This window comes from Singulisphaera sp. GP187, from assembly GCF_900129635.1.
Lineage (GTDB): Bacteria > Planctomycetota > Planctomycetia > Isosphaerales > Isosphaeraceae > Singulisphaera.
Genome location: NZ_FSRB01000002.1, coordinates 1,970,769 through 1,987,594, shown reverse-complemented (window position 1 = coordinate 1,987,594; position 16,826 = coordinate 1,970,769). Strand labels below are relative to the sequence as shown.

Genomic DNA, 16,826 nt, shown 5'->3' with positions numbered 1-16,826 from the left:
GCGAGTGTGTCCGCCCCAATTGAGGAGAGGGAGAGTCTCGCGGGAGGCGATCACATGGCATATCTCTACAAACGCCGCAGGCCTTCGATCGTCCGGAACTTCTGGGTGTACCGCCGCCTGATCGCGCTGGCGATGGTGCTCGGACTGATGCTCTGGTTCATCTGGGCCAATAACCAACCCGTCACCGTCGCCTTCCCGTTCCGGCTGGGCAGTCTTTCGAGTTCGTTGGGACTCGTCATCCTCCTCAGCGCCCTGGTGGGAGCGATTGTGACCGCCCTGACGATGACCCTGGTCTACACGGTCAAACGCAGAAAATCGCTCCGGCTTCGAGGCGGAGACGAAGGATCGGAACTCCCCGACGATCGTCCACCCGCGGATTACGCCGCCAAGACAACCGAAGGTTTTTCAGAGTCGCAGTGGTCCTGAACGAGTCGATTTCAAATCGGCATCCCCTCGCGCCGCGATCGGCCAGGTGTCGTCATGTGGTTTGGCCAAGCCCCCAAAATTGTCACTCTCGTGGCCGTGTCCGGTCTCTTGACGGGCTGCGCGCAGACCGGCACCGGCATCACGTTGCCGCGCCGGACGTCGATGGGGACACTCAAGACGAGCCTCAGCCATCTCGAGTATGAGAATCAACAGCTCCGTAAAGAAGTGGCTCAGCTCAAGACCGACAGTCGTGAGATTGAAAACAAGCTCGTCATGGAGGAGACCGACAACGGCGACCTCCGGGCCAGGCTCGATGACGCGCGACTGCAGTTGAGCCAGCGAGGGGTGGACTTCGACGCTCAGTCATCGGCCACCACCAGTCGCGACCTCGACGGCGGCGCTGACGCCAGGAACACGATTCCGGCCGCGCAATCGAGCCGGAAGCGACGCAAGGCACCGTTCACGCAAATCCCTGGTCGAATCGAGACGATTCCGCGGATCGACCCCAATGACGACGAGCACGTGATCGACCCCAGGCCGACCCACGGTGATGCCTTCGGTCCGCAAAGCTCGCTGAACGATCCCGACCGCTGGCTCCCGATCGCGCACGGCACAACCGCCTCGAACCCGAAGAAGCAGGTGCGCTGAACCTCGAGACGTGTTGTCGGTCTGGTTCTTTGGGTGTTACCATCGATTCATTTTTTTGACGACAAACAACCCGAAGAGCATTTTCGAACGAAATGATCGTCATCATTGATTACGGGATGGGCAACCTGCGGAGCGTTCAGAAGGCGCTCGAGGCGGTGGGCCAAACCGCGGAGATCAGCTCCGATCCCGACCGCGTCCGCAACGCCTCCAAGGTCATCCTTCCAGGCGTCGGCGCCTTCGCCGATGCCGCTACCGAGCTCCGGCGCACCGGGCTCGGCGACGCCTTCCGCGAGGCCGCACAGGCTGGGAAACCTTGCCTCGGCGTCTGCCTGGGCCTGCAACTGCTCTTCGACGTCAGCGAAGAGGATGGGATCCACCAAGGGCTCGGGATCATCCCCGGCCGCGTGGTCCGGTTCGTTTCGGCACCCGGGCTGAAGATTCCCCACATGGGTTGGAACACGCTCCGGATCCTCCACCCGGCGCCTCTGCTCAAAGGCCTGGAGCCCGCCCCCTCGGTCTACTTCGTCCACTCGTACCACGCCGTGCCCGAACGGTCCAAAGACGTTGCGGCCGAGTCCGATCACCCGACCCCGTTCACCGCGATGATCTGGCGCGACAACGTGATGGCCTGCCAGTTCCACCCGGAAAAGAGCCAGCGCGTCGGACTGGCGATGTACGCGAATTTTGCCGCACTCTGAAAGTAGTGATCCCCATCGTTGGCTCCCCGGACAAGGTTCTTGCGAGCCCCTCCGGGCACGGCTACATTGAACGTGTCGAAGGCTTGATGAGGCCCTGGTGACGATCATGCAAGTGATCCCGGCCATTGACCTGCGAGGGGGGAACTGTGTTCGCCTCAAGCAGGGTGACTATGACCAAGAGACTGTTTTCGGTAAGGATCCCGCGGCCATGGCCGCGCATTGGGAGGCGGAAGGAGCGACCAGGCTTCATCTGGTCGACCTCGACGGTGCGAAGGCGGGTCGCCCCGTCAACGTCGAGGCCGTTCGCAGTATCCTGAAACGTCTCACCATCCCGTGCCAGCTCGGCGGGGGAGTCCGGGACGAAGCGACGATCGCCGTCTGGCTCGAAGCCGGACTGGAACGAGTCATCGTGGGGACCCAGGCGCTCAAAGACCCGGCCTGGTTCCGGGCGATGGCGCTCAAGTACCCCCAACGGTTGGTCCTCGGTCTCGACGCCCGCAACGGCCAAGTCGCGACCGGTGGCTGGCTGGAAGTGTCTTCGGTCGAGGCGACAACCTTGGCCGAACAGTTCGACGATCTGCCGCTCGGCGGCGTCGTCTATACCGACATCGCGTGTGACGGCATGCTCGAGGGGCCAAACCTGGCCGCCACCGAGGCGCTCGCCCTGCGCTTGAAGACCCCTGTGATTGCGTCAGGGGGTGTCGGTCGTCTGGAGGATCTGGCGCAGCTGGCGGCCTTGCCAATCGCGGCTTGCATCGTCGGGCGCGCCCTGTACGACGGTCGTTTCCGGCTTCGCGAAGCACGGGAACGGGCTGGCGACCATTCTTCAACACCCTAGGCAGGCCGGCTCGGCTCGTCCTTTTCTTACGGGTGGCTTGGTCGTCGGTCCCAAGGCGGGAGACTCAGCCCAAACCCAAACGGGAGGACGAGACGCCATGACCACAACCTATCATATCACTGACATCCGCAACATTGCCTTGGCTGGACATGGGGCGTCGGGTAAGACCAGTCTTGCCGACGCCCTCCTTTACACCGCGGGCGCCACCGATCGACGCGGGTCGGTCGATGACGGGACCAGCCTCTCGGACGTGGAAGACGAAGAGAAACGCCGCCATATCACGATCGACTCCCACCTGCTTCACCTCGAGTGGGCGAACCGGCAGATCCACCTGATCGACACCCCCGGCTACCCTGACTTCATCGGCAATGCTCTCAGCGGCCTGGCCGCCGTCGAGAACGTGATCACGACCATCGCGGCCACCGCCGGGATCGAGGTCAACACCCGGCGCATCTTCCAAGAAGCCGCCCGGCTCAGGCTGGGCCGGATCATCGCCTTGACCAAGATGGACGGCGATAACGTCGATTTCCTCGACGTCCTCGAGCAGATCCGCGAAACCTTCGGACCCGGTTGCGTCCCCTTCTACGTGCCGATCGGCCAAGGTTCCAAGTTCTCGGGCGTGATCGATGCGCTCAACCCTCCCGAGGACGTGCCGGATGACTGCCCGATGCATCCGGCCGAAGCCTATCAGATGGTGGTCGAGCAGATCGTCGAGACCGATGAAGACCTCATGAGTCGCTATCTGGAAGGGGAGACGCTCCCACTCCATGAGCTCCGCGAAGCCGCCTGTCGCGCCATCACGAACGGGCAGCTCGTGCCGATCGTCTGCCTCTCGGCCCGCAAGGAAATCGGCCTCAAAGAACTGCTCGATCTCCTGTCCGACTGCAGCCTGACCCCGGCCGACAGCCATCGACTCGGCTCGCGGGCCGACGACGAGGTCGAGCTCGAGCCCCATGAAGACGGGGAACTGATCGCACAGGTCTTCAAGACAACGAACGACTTGTTCATGGGGAAACTCAGCTTCCTCCGGATCCACTCGGGACGGATTGCCAGCGACACGTTGCTCTCCAACCTCCGCACCGGCAAGACGAGCAAGCCCGGGCACCTCTACCGCCTGCAAGGGAAGACCCTCGAAGAAGTGAAAGAGGCGATCGCCGGCGACATCGTCGCGGTCCCCAAGTTTGATGACCTCCACATCTCCGACACGGTCACGGCGGCGGGGAACGGCCATGAGCCGCATCTGATCTTGAAGCCGATCCAATTCCCGACCCCGATGGTCCCACGCGCCGTGGAGCCGAAGACGCGGGAGGATGAGCCGCGGATCTCGGTCGGCCTGACCAAGATCGCCGACGAGGACCCGACGTTCACGTTCCGCCGCGACTCCCAGACTCACGAGCTGGTCATCTCCGGCATGAGCGAGTTGCATCTCGATGTCATCCAGCATCGACTCAAGAACCGTTACAAGCTCGACATCAACACGCATATCCCCCACGTCCCTTATCTCGAAACGATTACGGGAGAGGCGGAGGCCCACTATCGCCACAAGAAGCAGACCGGGGGCCGTGGCCAGTTTGCCGACGTGCAGTTGAGAATCCGGCCTCTCGGCCGCGGTGAGGGGTTCCGCTTCGTCGACTCGATCAAGGGAGGGGTAATTCCTGGCCAGTATGTCCCGGCCGTCGAGAAAGGGGCCCGGGAGCAGTTGGAGAAGGGGATCGTCTCCGGGAATCCGGTCGTCGACGTCGAGGTCGAAGTCTTCTTCGGCTCGTACCATGCCGTCGATAGCTCCGAGCAAGCCTTCAAGACTGCCGCGGCGAACGCATTCCGCAAGGCGTTCGTGAACGCACGACCGGTGTTGCTGGAACCGATTGTCAAGTTGGACGTCGTGGTTCCGCTCCCGAAGTTCGGTGACGTCACGGCCGACCTGGCCACGCGACGCGGCCAGATTACGGGGATGGAAGCCATGCCCGGCGGCGTGCAATCGATCCAGGCAAGCGTGCCGCTCAGCGAAGTGCTCCGTTATGCCACCGATTTGAAGAGCATGACCGGCGGGCAGGGTTCGTTCACGATGGAATTCCGCTCCTACGAACCGGTCCCACCGAACGTCCAGCAAACCATCATGGATCGGTGGGCCAAGAGTCGCGCGGGCATTGAGGAAGATTGACCAGCTTTGAAATTTTCAAGACACCAAATCAACGACGGGCCGAGAAAAGGAATTCCTTTTCTCGGCCCGTCGACTTGGATCCGACTTATCGTGCGACGCGACCAAATCGCTCAGTTAAAGCCGCCGAAGAAGCCGACACCGTAACCATACCCAAAACCACGAAAACTATTGAGTTGTTGCTGCATCACGGAGTCGCGCTGAATCCCGATCTGCTGGGCCGCCCGTTGGTCGGCCAGGGTCGGTCCGCCCCCTCGATCGAAGGACGCGACGCGAACCGGGTCAACCCCGGGGTTCACCTGAAATTGGCCGCCCGGCGGATAATACTCGCTAAAGCGACCGACTCCACCTGGGTTGCGGAACCCGCCCGAACGGTCGCTCGTGTAGTAGTTCGGGTAAGGGTAGGGGTAGTGATGAACGATGCTCCGACGCCGCGGTGGGGCCGACATCTGTGAAAAGGCGGATCGGTTGTTGCTGCTTCGAGGAAGCACATTCGGCGAAGGGCTCGGGGTTTGAGCCGGGGCGAATGGCACAAACGTACCCGCCACGATCATGGTTACGGAGAGAATTCGGAGTGGGGCCATTGGTGATACCTCTTGGCGCACGGACACAGGGGTGAGGCCCGTCCACTCGGGGTCGAACCTGACTTTTCACTCTATTATTAGAGCGCCGTTGCCGACGGGCAAACTCATTCTCGGAAATCCGCTTACCCACGCTCCGCAACTCGCGTTGCAGGCCAGAAGCCAGGGAGCGAGTTCACGCTCCCCGCTTGCCTCAGATTCTTCGCATGCCTCTAACGGCTCAGCTGACGTCATAGGCCAGATTCGGTGCCAGCCAGCGTTCGACTTCAGCGATCGGCATCCCCTTGCGCGTGGCATAACTCTCGACCTGGTCGCGCGTGATCAGGTCGACCGCGAAGTAACGCGCCTCGGGATGGGCGAAGTAGAGGCCGCTCACCGACGCCCCCGGATACATCGCCAGCGACTCGGTCAGACGAATCCCAGCCGCAGCCTCGACGTCGAGCAACTTCCAGAGCAACGACTTCTCGGTATGGTCGGGAGACGTCGGGTAGCCCGACGCGGGACGAATGCCGCGATACTTCTCGGCGATCAGGTCGGCCTTGGCCAAGCCTTCGTTCTGACCGTAGCCCCACTCGCGACGGACGCGCTCATGGAGATATTCGGAGAACGCCTCGGCCAGGCGATCGGCCAGAGCCTTGACCATGATCGAGTTGTAGTCGTCGTGATCGCGTTCGAAGGCTTCCACCAGGTCTTCGGCCCCAATGCCCGTCGTGATCGCGAAGGCTCCCAGATAGTCGGGGCGACCCGTGGAGACGGGGGCAATGTAGTCGGCCAGGCAGCGGAACGAGGTCTGCCCCTCACGCTCCCACTGCTGGCGGAGCATTGGAAACCGAAAGGTCGGCGTGGACCGCGACTCATCCGAGTAAACGACGATATCGTCGCCCTCGGAATTCGCGGGAAAGATTCCGTACACACCCGAGGCTGTCAACGACTTACGCTCGACGATCTGATTCAACAGCCGCATCGCGTCGTTGAAGAGTTTTTTCGCCTCGGTGCCCACCTCGGGCGACTCGAAGATCGAGGGATATTTCCCCTTCAACTCCCAGGCCATAAAGAAGGGGGACCAGTCGATGTACGGGACCAACTCGCTGAGCGGAACTTCGCGGAGGATCTGCGGTCCGAGTCGCGCGGGAACGGCAATCTCCGAGGTGGCCCAGTCGATCGAGAATCGCCGCTTCTGAGCGTCGGCGTAGGTGACCAGGTTTCGCTTCCGGCGCTGGGCGAAACTAACCCGTTCCTTTTCCTGCATCGTCCGGTTTTCGTCGTCGATCAAGTGGCGTTGATCGTCGCGATTCAGGCGATCGACCACCCCCACGCAGCGCGACGCATCCTTCACGTGGATGACCGTGCCATGATAGCTGGGCGCGATCTTGACCGCCGTGTGCTTGATGCTCGTGGTGGCGCCACCGATCAAGAGCGGAAGGTTGAAGCCTTCCCGTTCCATCTCCTTGGCGACGTGGACCATCTCGTCGAGTGAAGGGGTGATCAGGCCGGAGAGGCCGATCATGTCCACCTCATGCTCGCGGGCCGCGGCGAGAATCTTCTCGCACGGGACCATCACGCCGAGGTCGATCACTTCGTAGTCGTTACAGCCCAGGACGACGCCGACGATGTTCTTGCCGATGTCGTGAACGTCTCCCTTGACGGTGGCCATCAAGAGCTTGCCACGTGCCTTGCGGGCACTGACGTCCCCTTTGGCCTTCTCCGCCTCCATGAACGGGAGCAAGTAAGCCACGGCCTTCTTCATCACGCGGGCACTCTTGACGACCTGCGGGAGGAACATTTTCCCCATGCCGAACAGGTCGCCGACGACGTTCATGCCGTCCATCAGCGGCCCTTCGATGATCGAGAGGGTCCGCGTGTACGACTGCCGGGCCTCCTCCACGTCGGCCTCGACGAAGTCGGCGTTGCCCGTGACCAGGGCGTGCTTGAGCCGCTCCTCGACCGAACCGTCGCGCCAGGCCAATTCCTTCCCGGTCGACTTCTTACCCCGCTGTTTGACCGTTTCGGCAAATTCGGTCAGGCGATCGGCGGCGTCGGGCCGGCGGTTCAAGAGGACGTCCTCAACGCGCTCGAGCAGGTCCTTGGGAATCTCCTCATAGACCTCGAGCTGACCGGCGTTGACGATCCCCATGTCGAGCCCGGCGGCGATCGCGTGATAGAGGAAGGCCGCGTTCATCGCTTCCCGGACGAAGTCGTTGCCGCGATACGAGAACGAGACGTTGCTGACGCCGCCGCTCGTCTTCGACTCCGGGAACATCTTCTTGAGTCGGCGCACCGCTTCGATGAACTCGACCGCGTAGTTGTCGTGCTCCTCAATCCCGGTCCCGACGGTCAGGATGTTGGTGTCGAAGATGATGTCCGACGGCACGAAGCCAACCTTGTTCGTGAGCAGATCATAAGCCCGCTCACAGATCTCGACCTTGCGATCGGCCGTGACCGCCTGACCTTCCTCGTCGAATGCCATCACGACGACGGCGGCGCCGTAGCGGTTGACGAGCTTCGCTTGTTCGAGGAACTTCTCTTCCCCTTCCTTGAGGCTGATCGAGTTGACGATCGACTTGCCTTGAACGCACTTCAGGCCCGCCTCGATGACCGACCATTTCGAGCTGTCGATCATGATCGGCACCCGGGTGATGTCGGGTTCGGCCGCGATGAGCCGGAGAAACTTGGTCATCGCCTCCTCGCCGTCGATCATCCCCTCGTCCATGTTGACGTCGATGATGTTGGCGCCCCCTTCGACCTGGTCGCGGGCCACGCTCAAGGCACTGTCGTAGTCGCCTCCCTTGATCAGCCGGGCAAACTTTTTCGAGCCCGTGATGTTGGTTCGCTCCCCGACCATCATGAAGTTGCTTTCGGGGCGAATCGTCAGGGCGTCGGTCCCGCTGAGAATCGACCAGGTCGGCCGGACCGGTCGGATCCGCGGGCGGACCCCTTGAATGGCCTCGGCGATCGCACGGATATGCGGCGGGCGGGTGCCGCAGCAGCCTCCCACGAGGTTCAGCCAGCCGTCGGTGGCGAACTCTCGAATCCGCCTCGCCATGTGGTCGGGGCTGCCGAGCGACCCGGGGCTGTCGTCGAACTCGCCCAGCGCGTTGGGCAGGCCGGCGTTCGGGTAACAGCTCATGTACGGGACCGCGAGGTCGGAAAGGGCCTCGACGTAGGGACGCATCTGGTCGGCGCCCAGGGCACAGTTGATCCCGACGCTAAACAGGTCGTAGGCGGACATCGAGGCCCAGAACGCCTCGACCTTCTGCGAGGTCAGGGTCACCCCGCCGTTGAAGATCGTCGTGGAGGCCATGACGGGAATTCGCCCGCCGTGCTTTTCAAAATATTGGTCGATCGCGAACAGGCAGGCCTTCAGGTTCAGCGTGTCGAACGCGGTTTCCGCCAGGAGGATGTCGGCCCCGCCGCTCACCAGGCCACGGACCTGCTCGGTGTAGGCGTCGACGAGCTGGTCGAAGGTGACCGGGCGATAGCTCGGGTCCGGATTGTTCGGATCCGAGGGGTTGTTGAGCATCTTGTTGGTCGGCCCCAGGCTGCCGGCCACGAACCGCGGCTTGTCGGGCGTCTTGCGGGTCATCGCGTCGGCCGCCCGGCGCGCGATCGCCGCAGCCGCCTGGTTCAGCTCGAAGACATACTCTTCGAGGTCGTAGTCGGCCATCGAGATCGCGTTGCTGTTGAAGCTGTCGGTCGAAATGATGTCGGAGCCGGCTTCGAGATAGGCCGTATGGATCTCCTCGATCATGTGCGGCTGGCTCAGCGCCATGATCTCGGTGCAATTCTTGAGCAGCTTGGAGTGATTGCGGAACCGTTCGCCGCGATAGTCCTCTTCCGTCGGCTTGTGCGCGTGGATCATCGTCCCCATCGCGCCATCGAGGACCATGATCCGCTCGGAGAGGATCTGCTCAAGGCGATGTCGCGTATCGGTCATTTGACTTCCAGGCATCTTAAAAAAGACGAATAAAGGAATCCATCATTCACGAGCATCGCCGCGCCAGGTCGCATCCAGTCAGAAAGACATGTTCGACCGCTGCTTCGAAGTCGCTGCTCGCATCGCCCCTGTCATGATACTACCTAGGCGACTCATTATCGAGTGTTGCGACTTCCCGACGAGTGGGGTGTCGTGGTGACCAGCGGCATTGGTGGTCGCTGTGTCTTCGGCCTCGAAGCCCTTCGCGTTTCCCTTGAGGGCGGCGGGTGAACGATTATCTTTCGAGTCCTCAAGCCCTGTCAAGGTGGATCGATCAGGCAAGAACATCGCGCGTCGATTGGATCAAACGGAGGCTTCAGAACCGATTCCGAGACGCAATTGCCGAGAGCAAGGCCACGACCATGACGATAAAACCCCAGAGCACGGTCTGGGTCGCGGGGTTCGGACCGCGAAGCCGGCGACGTTGCCGAGCCCACTGTCGGGCCAGCGAGCGCTGGCAAGCATGGTGCTTCCAGCGAAACAGGCAACCTGTCGCTCCACAATCGAGGCAGTGAAATTGGAGTAGGCCGGCAATCGCGACCAGGCTGGCCAGGAGAATCAGGATCGACGGGACGTGCTTGGCCAAGAACGCCAGGCGGGTCGCCGCGAACCAGGGGATCAGGGCCGCGAGCGCGAGGAACGGGTTGGAGACGAGCCGCTGATACTCCTCGAAGTAGGGTTCAAGCACGATCGGTGCGCGAGCCGGTGGTCGGTCCAGGTCGGGATCATGCTGATGAGGCCCACGGGCGGGTTCCACCGGAGAACAAACCCTCGACGGGAATCAATAATGGCGGACAATCCGCAATCGCTCGCAACCCTTTTATCGTAATACGAATTGAGGCTCATCGCCAAGTCAACCGTTCCGCTGCGCGCACGAACCGCCAGCGCCTACTTTACAAAGGGTCCCGAGAAATGAAGAATGGTGGTTTGGTCGTCGATTGTTTGGGAGCGGTTGGGGATCACGCCGTGCATGAAGAAGCGATCCGCAAGGCGGATGTCCTGATCGAGGCACTCGGTTACTTCCGCAAGTTTCACGGACGGTTCACCGTCATCAAGCTCGGCGGCTCGGTGATGGAAGAACCCGAAGCGCTCCGGGCCTTGCTCGTTGATATCGTGTTCATGCAGACCGTCGGCATGAGACCCGTGGTGGTCCATGGCGGCGGCAAGGCGATCACGCACGCCATGGAACAAGCCGGACTGCAAGCCCGGTTCGTCCAAGGGCGGCGGTACACCGATGACGCGACCCTGGGAATCGTCGCCCGCGTGCTGGCCGAGGAAATCAACGTCGACATTGTTCGACACATCACGAAGTACGGCGGCCGCGCCGCGGGCTTGCACCATAAAACCACGCAATGCCTCTTCGGCCGCCGGCTGACCTTGCCCGACGGAGCCGGGGGGGACGTGGACCTCGGACGCGTGGGCGAGGTGACCGAGGTGGAGGTCTCGCTGATCGAGAACCTCTGCTTTGCCGGGGTCGTGCCGGTGCTTCCGTCGCTGGCCGAGGGGGACGACGAGCTGCTCTTGAACGTCAATGCCGACACCGCGGCCGCGGCGGTCGCCGTGGCGCTCAAGGCCGAGAAGCTCGTGTTCCTGACCGACACGCCGGGGATCCTCAAGGACCGATCCGAACCTCAGAGCCTGATTCGGAGTCTGACACCCGTCGAGTGTCGTGACTTGATCGCGCAAGGGATCATTGATAAAGGAATGATCCCGAAGGTCGAGGCCAGCCTCGACAGCCTCCGGGAAGGTGTCCGGAAAACGCACATCATCGACGGCCGGCTCCGCCACTCGCTCTTGCTCGAGATGTACACCGACAAGGGGATCGGGACCGAGATCGTCTTGCAAGAAAATGCAAATGGATCGAGCCGAGGGATCTCGGCCAGGCATTGAAATCAGAGGCAGTCGACTCGCCTCCGATACTGTGCGGACACACAACCCTCTGGTCTTCTCACGAACGCCGGGTCGCCGGCCCAGCCTGACGGGAGCTCTAGCCTTGGCCCAAGTTGCGAATCTGAGTTCCGAGGAAACGATTGCCCAATTCGGCAAGTACGTGATCCCCAACTATCGCCGCTACCCGGTCTGCCTGGTCAGGGGCGAAGGTTCTTGGATCTGGGACGCCGAAGGCAATCGTTACCTTGACTTCTTTCCGGGCTGGGGCTGTAACTTGCTCGGCCATTGCCCGCCTCGGATCGTCGAGGCGGTCCGCGAGCAAGTGGGGCAACTGATCCACGTGCCGAATACCTGGTACATGGAGTCGCAGGGGGCGTTTGCCCGGGCGCTCTCGGAGAAGGCCTTCGGCGGCCAGAGCTTCTTCTGCAACAGCGGCGCGGAGGCCAACGAGGCGGCGATCAAGCTCAGCCGGCTCTACGGTTCGCCCCGGGGTCGCTACAAGATCGTCTCGATGGAGAACGGGTTCCACGGGCGGACCTACGCGGCCCTCACCGCGACCGCTCAGCCGAAATATCACGCCGGCTGCGAGCCGCTGGTGCCCGGCTTCACCTATGTGCCCTACAACAACCTGGACGCTGTGGCCGCGGTGCTCGACGAGCAGACGGCGGCCATCCTGGTGGAGCCGATCCAAGGGGAAGGGGGGGTGAACGTCCCTTCGCCCGACTACCTGCCGGGCCTCCGCTCGCTCTGCAACGAGCGCGGCGTGCTTTTGATCCTCGACGAGGTTCAGACCGGCCTGGGCCGGACCGGCAAATGGTTCGCTTATCAACACTCGAACATCACACCCGACATCCTGACCTGCGCCAAGGCATTGGCGGGCGGGGTTGCGGCCGGCGTGATGATGGCGACCCCTGAAGTCGCCAGCCATCTGAAGCCAGGGACGCACGCGAGCACGTTCGGCGGCAACCCGATCGCCTGCCGCGCGGGTCTCGCTGCGGTCGAGACGATCGAGCAGGAAGGCTTGCTCGAACGCGGACGCGCGGTGGGCGAGCGATTCCGCGGCCACTTCCAGGCGCTCCGCGACGAGCGGCCCGACCTGGTCCGCGAGATCCGGATCCTCGGCGTGATGATCGGCCTGGAGTTATCTTTTGATGCGTCAATCGTGGTCTCCGAATGTCTCGAACGCAAGCTCTTGATCAACGCGACCCACGGGAACGTGGTCCGACTCTTGCCCGCGCTCAACATCAGCGACGAGCAGGTCGACGAAGGGTGTGCCATCCTGGCCGACGTGATCCGGCGTCAGACCATCTGAGCCAGGCGAGGAGGTGCCCGATGATCCGCCATTTTGTTGACCTGTTCGACCTCTCGGCCGAGGCCACCGTAGACCTGATCGACCGGGCCATCGACCTGAAACGTCTCGACCAACAAGGGCATCGCCCTCCTTACCTGGAGGGTCGAACGCTCGGCCTCATCTTCGAGAAGCCGTCCCTGCGAACGCGGGTCAGCTTTGAGGCGGCGATCGCCCAACTCGGCGGCAACGCGATCTTCCTGAACGGCAAGGACGTGGGCATGGGGGTGCGTGAAAGCATCCCTGACTTCGCACGCGTCATCAGCCAATACGTGGATGTGCTCGCGGTCCGCACCTTTGCGCACAAGACCATCGAAGCCCTGGCTCAGCATGCCACCATCCCCGTTGTCAACGCGCTGTCCGACGCCGCTCACCCGTGCCAGGCCCTCGCCGACGTGATGACGATCAAGGAGACGCTCGGTCACCTTGAAGGCGTTCGACTCGTCTTCGTGGGTGACGGGAACAACGTAGCCCGTTCGCTCGCGTTGGCCTCGGCGCTCGTCGGCATCGAGTTCGTCCTGGCCGCGCCGGAAGGGTACGAGTTTCCTCCCCAGTTCCGAGCCCGATACGAGGCCACGTTCCCGCAGATACCGCTCGTGGTCGAGCACGACCCGCAACGGGCTCTCGTGGGGGCCGACGTCGTCTACACCGACGTCTGGGCGAGCATGGGACAAGAGCATGAGGCCGAGCTGCGACGCGCGGCGTTTGCCCCGTTCCAGGTCAATCGCGAATTGCTCTCGCGAGCTCGTGACGAAGCAATCTTCTTGCATTGCCTGCCCGCGCGCCGCGAAGAGGAAGTCACCTCCGAGGTCCTTGACGGCCCCCAAAGCGTCGTCATCCCCCAGGCGGCCAACCGTCTCCACTTCCAGAAGGCACTTTTGATCTGGCTGCTCTCGGACAAGTGGCCCGAGGAACTCACGCGAACCATACCCAACGCATTGCAGAGCCAGACCTCAGCCTAAAACCAACCGCACATGCGAGCATGTGTCTTGGCGGGTGAGCACGGCCGACCACACCTTCTGACAAAGCGTTTGGTAGGCGTGGGTGCCCCTTCCTTCTGGGGGCAAAACCTGGTGGGCCGTGCCCACCCTAACAAAAGTCAAATGCCCCATGAACACGCATCAATAAGTTTGATCTCTGGAGTTCTGCATGCCCCGACATGATGGTCGCGCTCCCAACGAACTTCGCCCGGTCACGGTGGAGCGTGGGTTCGTCCGTAATAGCCCCGGCAGCGCGCTCTACCGTGCCGGTAAAACGACGGTCCTCGTCACGGCCCACCTATCGGACAAGGTGCCCCCGTTCCTCGAGGGCAAGGGCGTGGGATGGCTGACCGCCGAGTACGCGATGCTGCCGGGAAGCACACCGACCCGTAAGTCGCGCGGGACCGATGGCCGATCGACCGAGATTCAGCGCCTGATTGGGCGGAGTCTTCGCGCAGTGATCGACACCAAGGCACTTGGCCCTTGGACCCTCCACGTCGATGCCGACGTCATTGAGGCCGACGGGGGCACCCGAACCGCCGCGATCACGGCCGCGTTCATCGCCGTGGCCGATGCCCTGTCGAGCCGATTCGGAGCCGCGGCCGGTACGATTCTTCGCGACAGCGTGGCCGCCGTCAGCACCGGGATCGTCGCGGGCGAACCGGTCCTCGACCTCGATTATCCTGAAGACTCGACCGCCGAGGTGGACTTCAACGTCATCCGGCTCGGGGGCGGCGGACTCGTCGAAGTCCAAGGCACGGGGGAAGGGGGGACCTTCTCAAGGGCCCAACTCCAAGCGCTCCTCGACCTCGCCGACGAGGGGATCAACCGCTTGATCCAGGTTCAGCGCGAGACGCTCGGAACCCACTGGCCGTTCATCGTCTGAGGTCGTCGATCGCCGCTCGGAGGAAGTTTCGCCAACCTCCGAGCGCCCACCTGCGAAGTAGGTTGTGCTTGCTTTTTTGATTCCGTCTGGTCGACTTTCCGATCTTCTGCTAAAGTCCCGCCCGACAAGTCGCCGCGACCTCATCCTTTCGATTTACAGCACGACTGAATGGATTCAAAGGAGAAGACCCGTGGTACGGATCAGGGGGGAGTGCGTCCATCGATCCCCTTCGAACCGCCGCGTACCCGACAGGATGGGGGATCGCTCATGAAATCGCCGATCGCCACATTGGCGCTGGCCGGCTCGTTGGCCACGCTCACCGTCTGCGCGTACGGTCAGAGCCCAAAGAGTGGGCTCTTCCGTTCGTCCGCGACGCCAAAAACCGGATCACTGCCGACCGCTTCCGCATCCGCAACCCCAACCGCCGTGGCCAATGCCAACCGGGCCGGGATCTCGGCCCCGACCGATTCCAACATCCGTCCTGCCAATGGGACGACCGCGATGACGTCGCAGGAGTACCCGGAACAAGGCGATCGGGCCAAGGTCCCTCTTCCCCAGGGCGCGATCGAGCCTTACCTCCTCACCAAAGACGTCGGCCCGTTCATGGTACTGGCCCGGACGTTTCGTGGTCCCGATGCCGAGCGCTCGGCCCTGGCCCTCGTTCTTGAATTGCGGAATGAACACCAGTTACCCGCGTTCATTCTTCGAACCAAGGACTTTCCTCGGTACAGTAACATCCGCAACGTTCCGCCCACGGCTCCCGCCGGGGTCGAACGAGCCCGGCTCGCCGATCCGGAGCGGGTTCGAAGCTACGACGAAGCGGCCGTCCTCGTGGGCAATGAGAAGACCCAAAAAGGTTCCGAGGCCCTGCTCCACAAGGTCAAGAAGATCAGGCCGAAGTGCATCGATAACTTGCCCAAGATGTATATCTGGCAAACCGGTCTGAGCAAGGCGATCCGGACCACCAATCCCTATGTCCCCGCTCAGAATCTGTTTCCGGGGAACAACGACCCGTTCATCACCAGGATGAACCAGGGCCCTCACAGCCTCTATAACTGCTCGGCAAACTACACGCTTGAAGTGGCCAATTTCAGTGGCCGGGCCAGCTTCGACATCGCCGGCACCCAGTCGCTGGGCGATCTGGGTCTGAAGAAGAGCCCGCTGATCACCGCCGCGGAAGATGCCGAGAAGATGGCACAAGCGCTGGCGAAATCCGAAGAGATCCGCCAGCTCGGCCAGCCGGTCTACGTCTACCACGATCGATCTTCGAGCCGCGTGATGATCGGGGCGTTCAACGCCGCGAACGACCCGGCCGCCGTTCAGCTCCGCGAGCGGTTGCTCCGGCTCTCCGTCCCGCTCATTCAACCGGACCCGTCCAAGGGACGCCGTAAAGCGGTGACCGACAGCATGATCGTCCCGGCCGCATCGCTGACCGAAGTGGCGCCGCTCAAGCCCAATTAACTCGGCTCCCCGGCCGCCGACCACGATCCAGGGTCCGATCCAGTGCCGAGCATGTCACGCTCGGCCTCGATCCGGACCTTTTGTCGTATTGACGTGAACAGGCCTTCCCTTCGATGATTGAACCAACCCAATTGCGATCGTGCCCCTCCTTTCGAGCGCCAAGATGACCTCGTCCCGCCCCGACTCCATCGTCCTCGTCATCGGAACCCGGAATCGCAAAAAAGGGGAGGAGATGGCCGAGCTCATCCATCCTGCCTGGGAGCCGAACCCGTACCTGGCTCGCCTCTCGGTCGGTTCTCTGGCGGACCATCCCGAGGTGGCCGACGTTGTCGAAGACGCCGACACGTTCGCGGGGAATGCCCGCAAGAAAGCGAGCGAAACCGCCCGGAGCTTGCGCGCCTGGGTGCTTGCCGACGACTCGGGCTTGACGGTCGACGCCCTCAATGGCGCCCCTGGAGTGTTCTCGGCTCGTTATGCGGGCGAACACGGTGACGATGCCGCAAACAACCGTAAACTTCTCGACGCGCTGGCGAGTGTGGACGACAGCCAGCGGGGAGCGGCCTTCGTCTGCCAGATCGCCCTGGCCGACCCCGACGGCACGATCCGCCTGGAGTCGGCGGGAGCCTGCCGCGGCCGGATCACACGCAGCCCCCAAGGCGAGAACGGATTCGGTTATGACCCTTTGTTTCTCATCCCCGAATACCACAAGACGTTTGGCGAGTTGAGCTCGGTCGTCAAGCGGCAGCTCAGCCATCGGGCGCGTGCGTTCGGTCGGTTTCGCGACGACCTCGCGCGGTTGATCGCGTCGAACGCGATGGGGTAAACGATCGCCTGGTTAACGCCGTTTTGAAGTGAGGGAGCGATTCACTCTCCGCTCTCGCCTGGAAGCTTGTCCGACGGCAGGGCCGTACAACGCACGAACGCCCTCCACTTTAGTAG

At 62.6% G+C, this 16,826-nt stretch carries 14 protein-coding genes; 11 read left to right on the top strand and 3 right to left on the bottom strand.

Annotated features, from left to right (window positions below):
- Positions 1-54: 54 nt before the first annotated feature.
- The 5 genes from BUS42_RS32255 to fusA all read left to right on the top strand — a co-directional run bounded on the left by BUS42_RS32255 (position 55) and on the right by fusA (position 4,771).
- Entirely contained in the window at positions 55-426 is a 372-nt protein-coding gene (locus BUS42_RS32255; RefSeq protein WP_074313968.1) for a lipopolysaccharide assembly protein LapA domain-containing protein, read from the top strand.
- 54 nt (positions 427-480) lie between these two features.
- A complete protein-coding gene (locus BUS42_RS32250) occupies positions 481-1,074 on the top strand; it encodes a hypothetical protein (protein ID WP_074313966.1) in 594 nt (197 codons plus the stop codon).
- 92 nt (positions 1,075-1,166) lie between these two features.
- A complete protein-coding gene (gene hisH / locus BUS42_RS32245) occupies positions 1,167-1,772 on the top strand; it encodes an imidazole glycerol phosphate synthase subunit HisH (protein WP_074313963.1) in 606 nt (201 codons plus the stop codon).
- Positions 1,773-1,878: 106 nt separating this feature from the next.
- Positions 1,879-2,610, top strand: coding sequence for a 1-(5-phosphoribosyl)-5-[(5-phosphoribosylamino)methylideneamino]imidazole-4-carboxamide isomerase (gene hisA / locus BUS42_RS32240; RefSeq protein ID WP_173878282.1), 732 nt, complete (start codon positions 1,879-1,881; stop codon positions 2,608-2,610).
- A 97-nt stretch (positions 2,611-2,707) separates the two neighbouring features.
- Positions 2,708-4,771, top strand: coding sequence for an elongation factor G (gene fusA / locus BUS42_RS32235; RefSeq protein ID WP_074313958.1), 2,064 nt, complete (start codon positions 2,708-2,710; stop codon positions 4,769-4,771).
- 110 nt (positions 4,772-4,881) lie between these two features.
- On the opposite strand, the gene BUS42_RS32230 is transcribed toward fusA, so the two are convergent.
- From BUS42_RS32230 to BUS42_RS32215, 3 genes are all read right to left on the bottom strand, one after another.
- The gene (locus BUS42_RS32230; protein WP_143206590.1) at positions 4,882-5,352 is read right to left on the bottom strand and encodes a hypothetical protein; all 471 of its coding nucleotides are present in this window, start codon (positions 5,350-5,352) and stop codon (positions 4,882-4,884) included.
- A gap of 217 nt (positions 5,353-5,569) precedes the next feature.
- Positions 5,570-9,283 carry a methionine synthase gene (gene metH, locus BUS42_RS32225; protein WP_074313953.1) on the bottom strand — a complete coding sequence of 1,238 codons (3,714 nt, stop codon included), beginning with the start codon at positions 9,281-9,283 and terminating at the stop codon, positions 5,570-5,572.
- Between the two features lie 355 nt (positions 9,284-9,638).
- Positions 9,639-10,079 carry a hypothetical protein gene (locus tag BUS42_RS32215; protein WP_074313946.1) on the bottom strand — a complete coding sequence of 147 codons (441 nt, stop codon included), beginning with the start codon at positions 10,077-10,079 and terminating at the stop codon, positions 9,639-9,641.
- A gap of 155 nt (positions 10,080-10,234) precedes the next feature.
- Between BUS42_RS32215 and argB the strand changes: the two genes are divergently transcribed.
- The 6 genes from argB to rdgB all read left to right on the top strand — a co-directional run bounded on the left by argB (position 10,235) and on the right by rdgB (position 16,710).
- Positions 10,235-11,212, top strand: coding sequence for an acetylglutamate kinase (gene argB / locus BUS42_RS32210; RefSeq protein WP_074313943.1), 978 nt, complete (start codon positions 10,235-10,237; stop codon positions 11,210-11,212).
- Positions 11,213-11,315: 103 nt separating this feature from the next.
- Positions 11,316-12,524, top strand: coding sequence for an aspartate aminotransferase family protein (locus tag BUS42_RS32205; RefSeq protein ID WP_074313941.1), 1,209 nt, complete (start codon positions 11,316-11,318; stop codon positions 12,522-12,524).
- A 20-nt stretch (positions 12,525-12,544) separates the two neighbouring features.
- The gene (gene argF, locus BUS42_RS32200; RefSeq protein WP_083670887.1) at positions 12,545-13,522 is read left to right on the top strand and encodes an ornithine carbamoyltransferase; all 978 of its coding nucleotides are present in this window, start codon (positions 12,545-12,547) and stop codon (positions 13,520-13,522) included.
- 187 nt (positions 13,523-13,709) lie between these two features.
- Positions 13,710-14,426 carry a ribonuclease PH gene (rph, locus tag BUS42_RS32195; RefSeq protein WP_074313938.1) on the top strand — a complete coding sequence of 239 codons (717 nt, stop codon included), beginning with the start codon at positions 13,710-13,712 and terminating at the stop codon, positions 14,424-14,426.
- 267 nt (positions 14,427-14,693) lie between these two features.
- Positions 14,694-15,887, top strand: coding sequence for a hypothetical protein (locus BUS42_RS32190; protein ID WP_074313936.1), 1,194 nt, complete (start codon positions 14,694-14,696; stop codon positions 15,885-15,887).
- A 163-nt stretch (positions 15,888-16,050) separates the two neighbouring features.
- Positions 16,051-16,710: an RdgB/HAM1 family non-canonical purine NTP pyrophosphatase gene (gene rdgB / locus BUS42_RS32185; RefSeq protein WP_074313934.1), complete on the top strand. Its 660-nt coding sequence runs from the start codon at positions 16,051-16,053 to the stop codon at positions 16,708-16,710.
- The last annotated feature ends 116 nt before the right edge of the window (positions 16,711-16,826 follow it).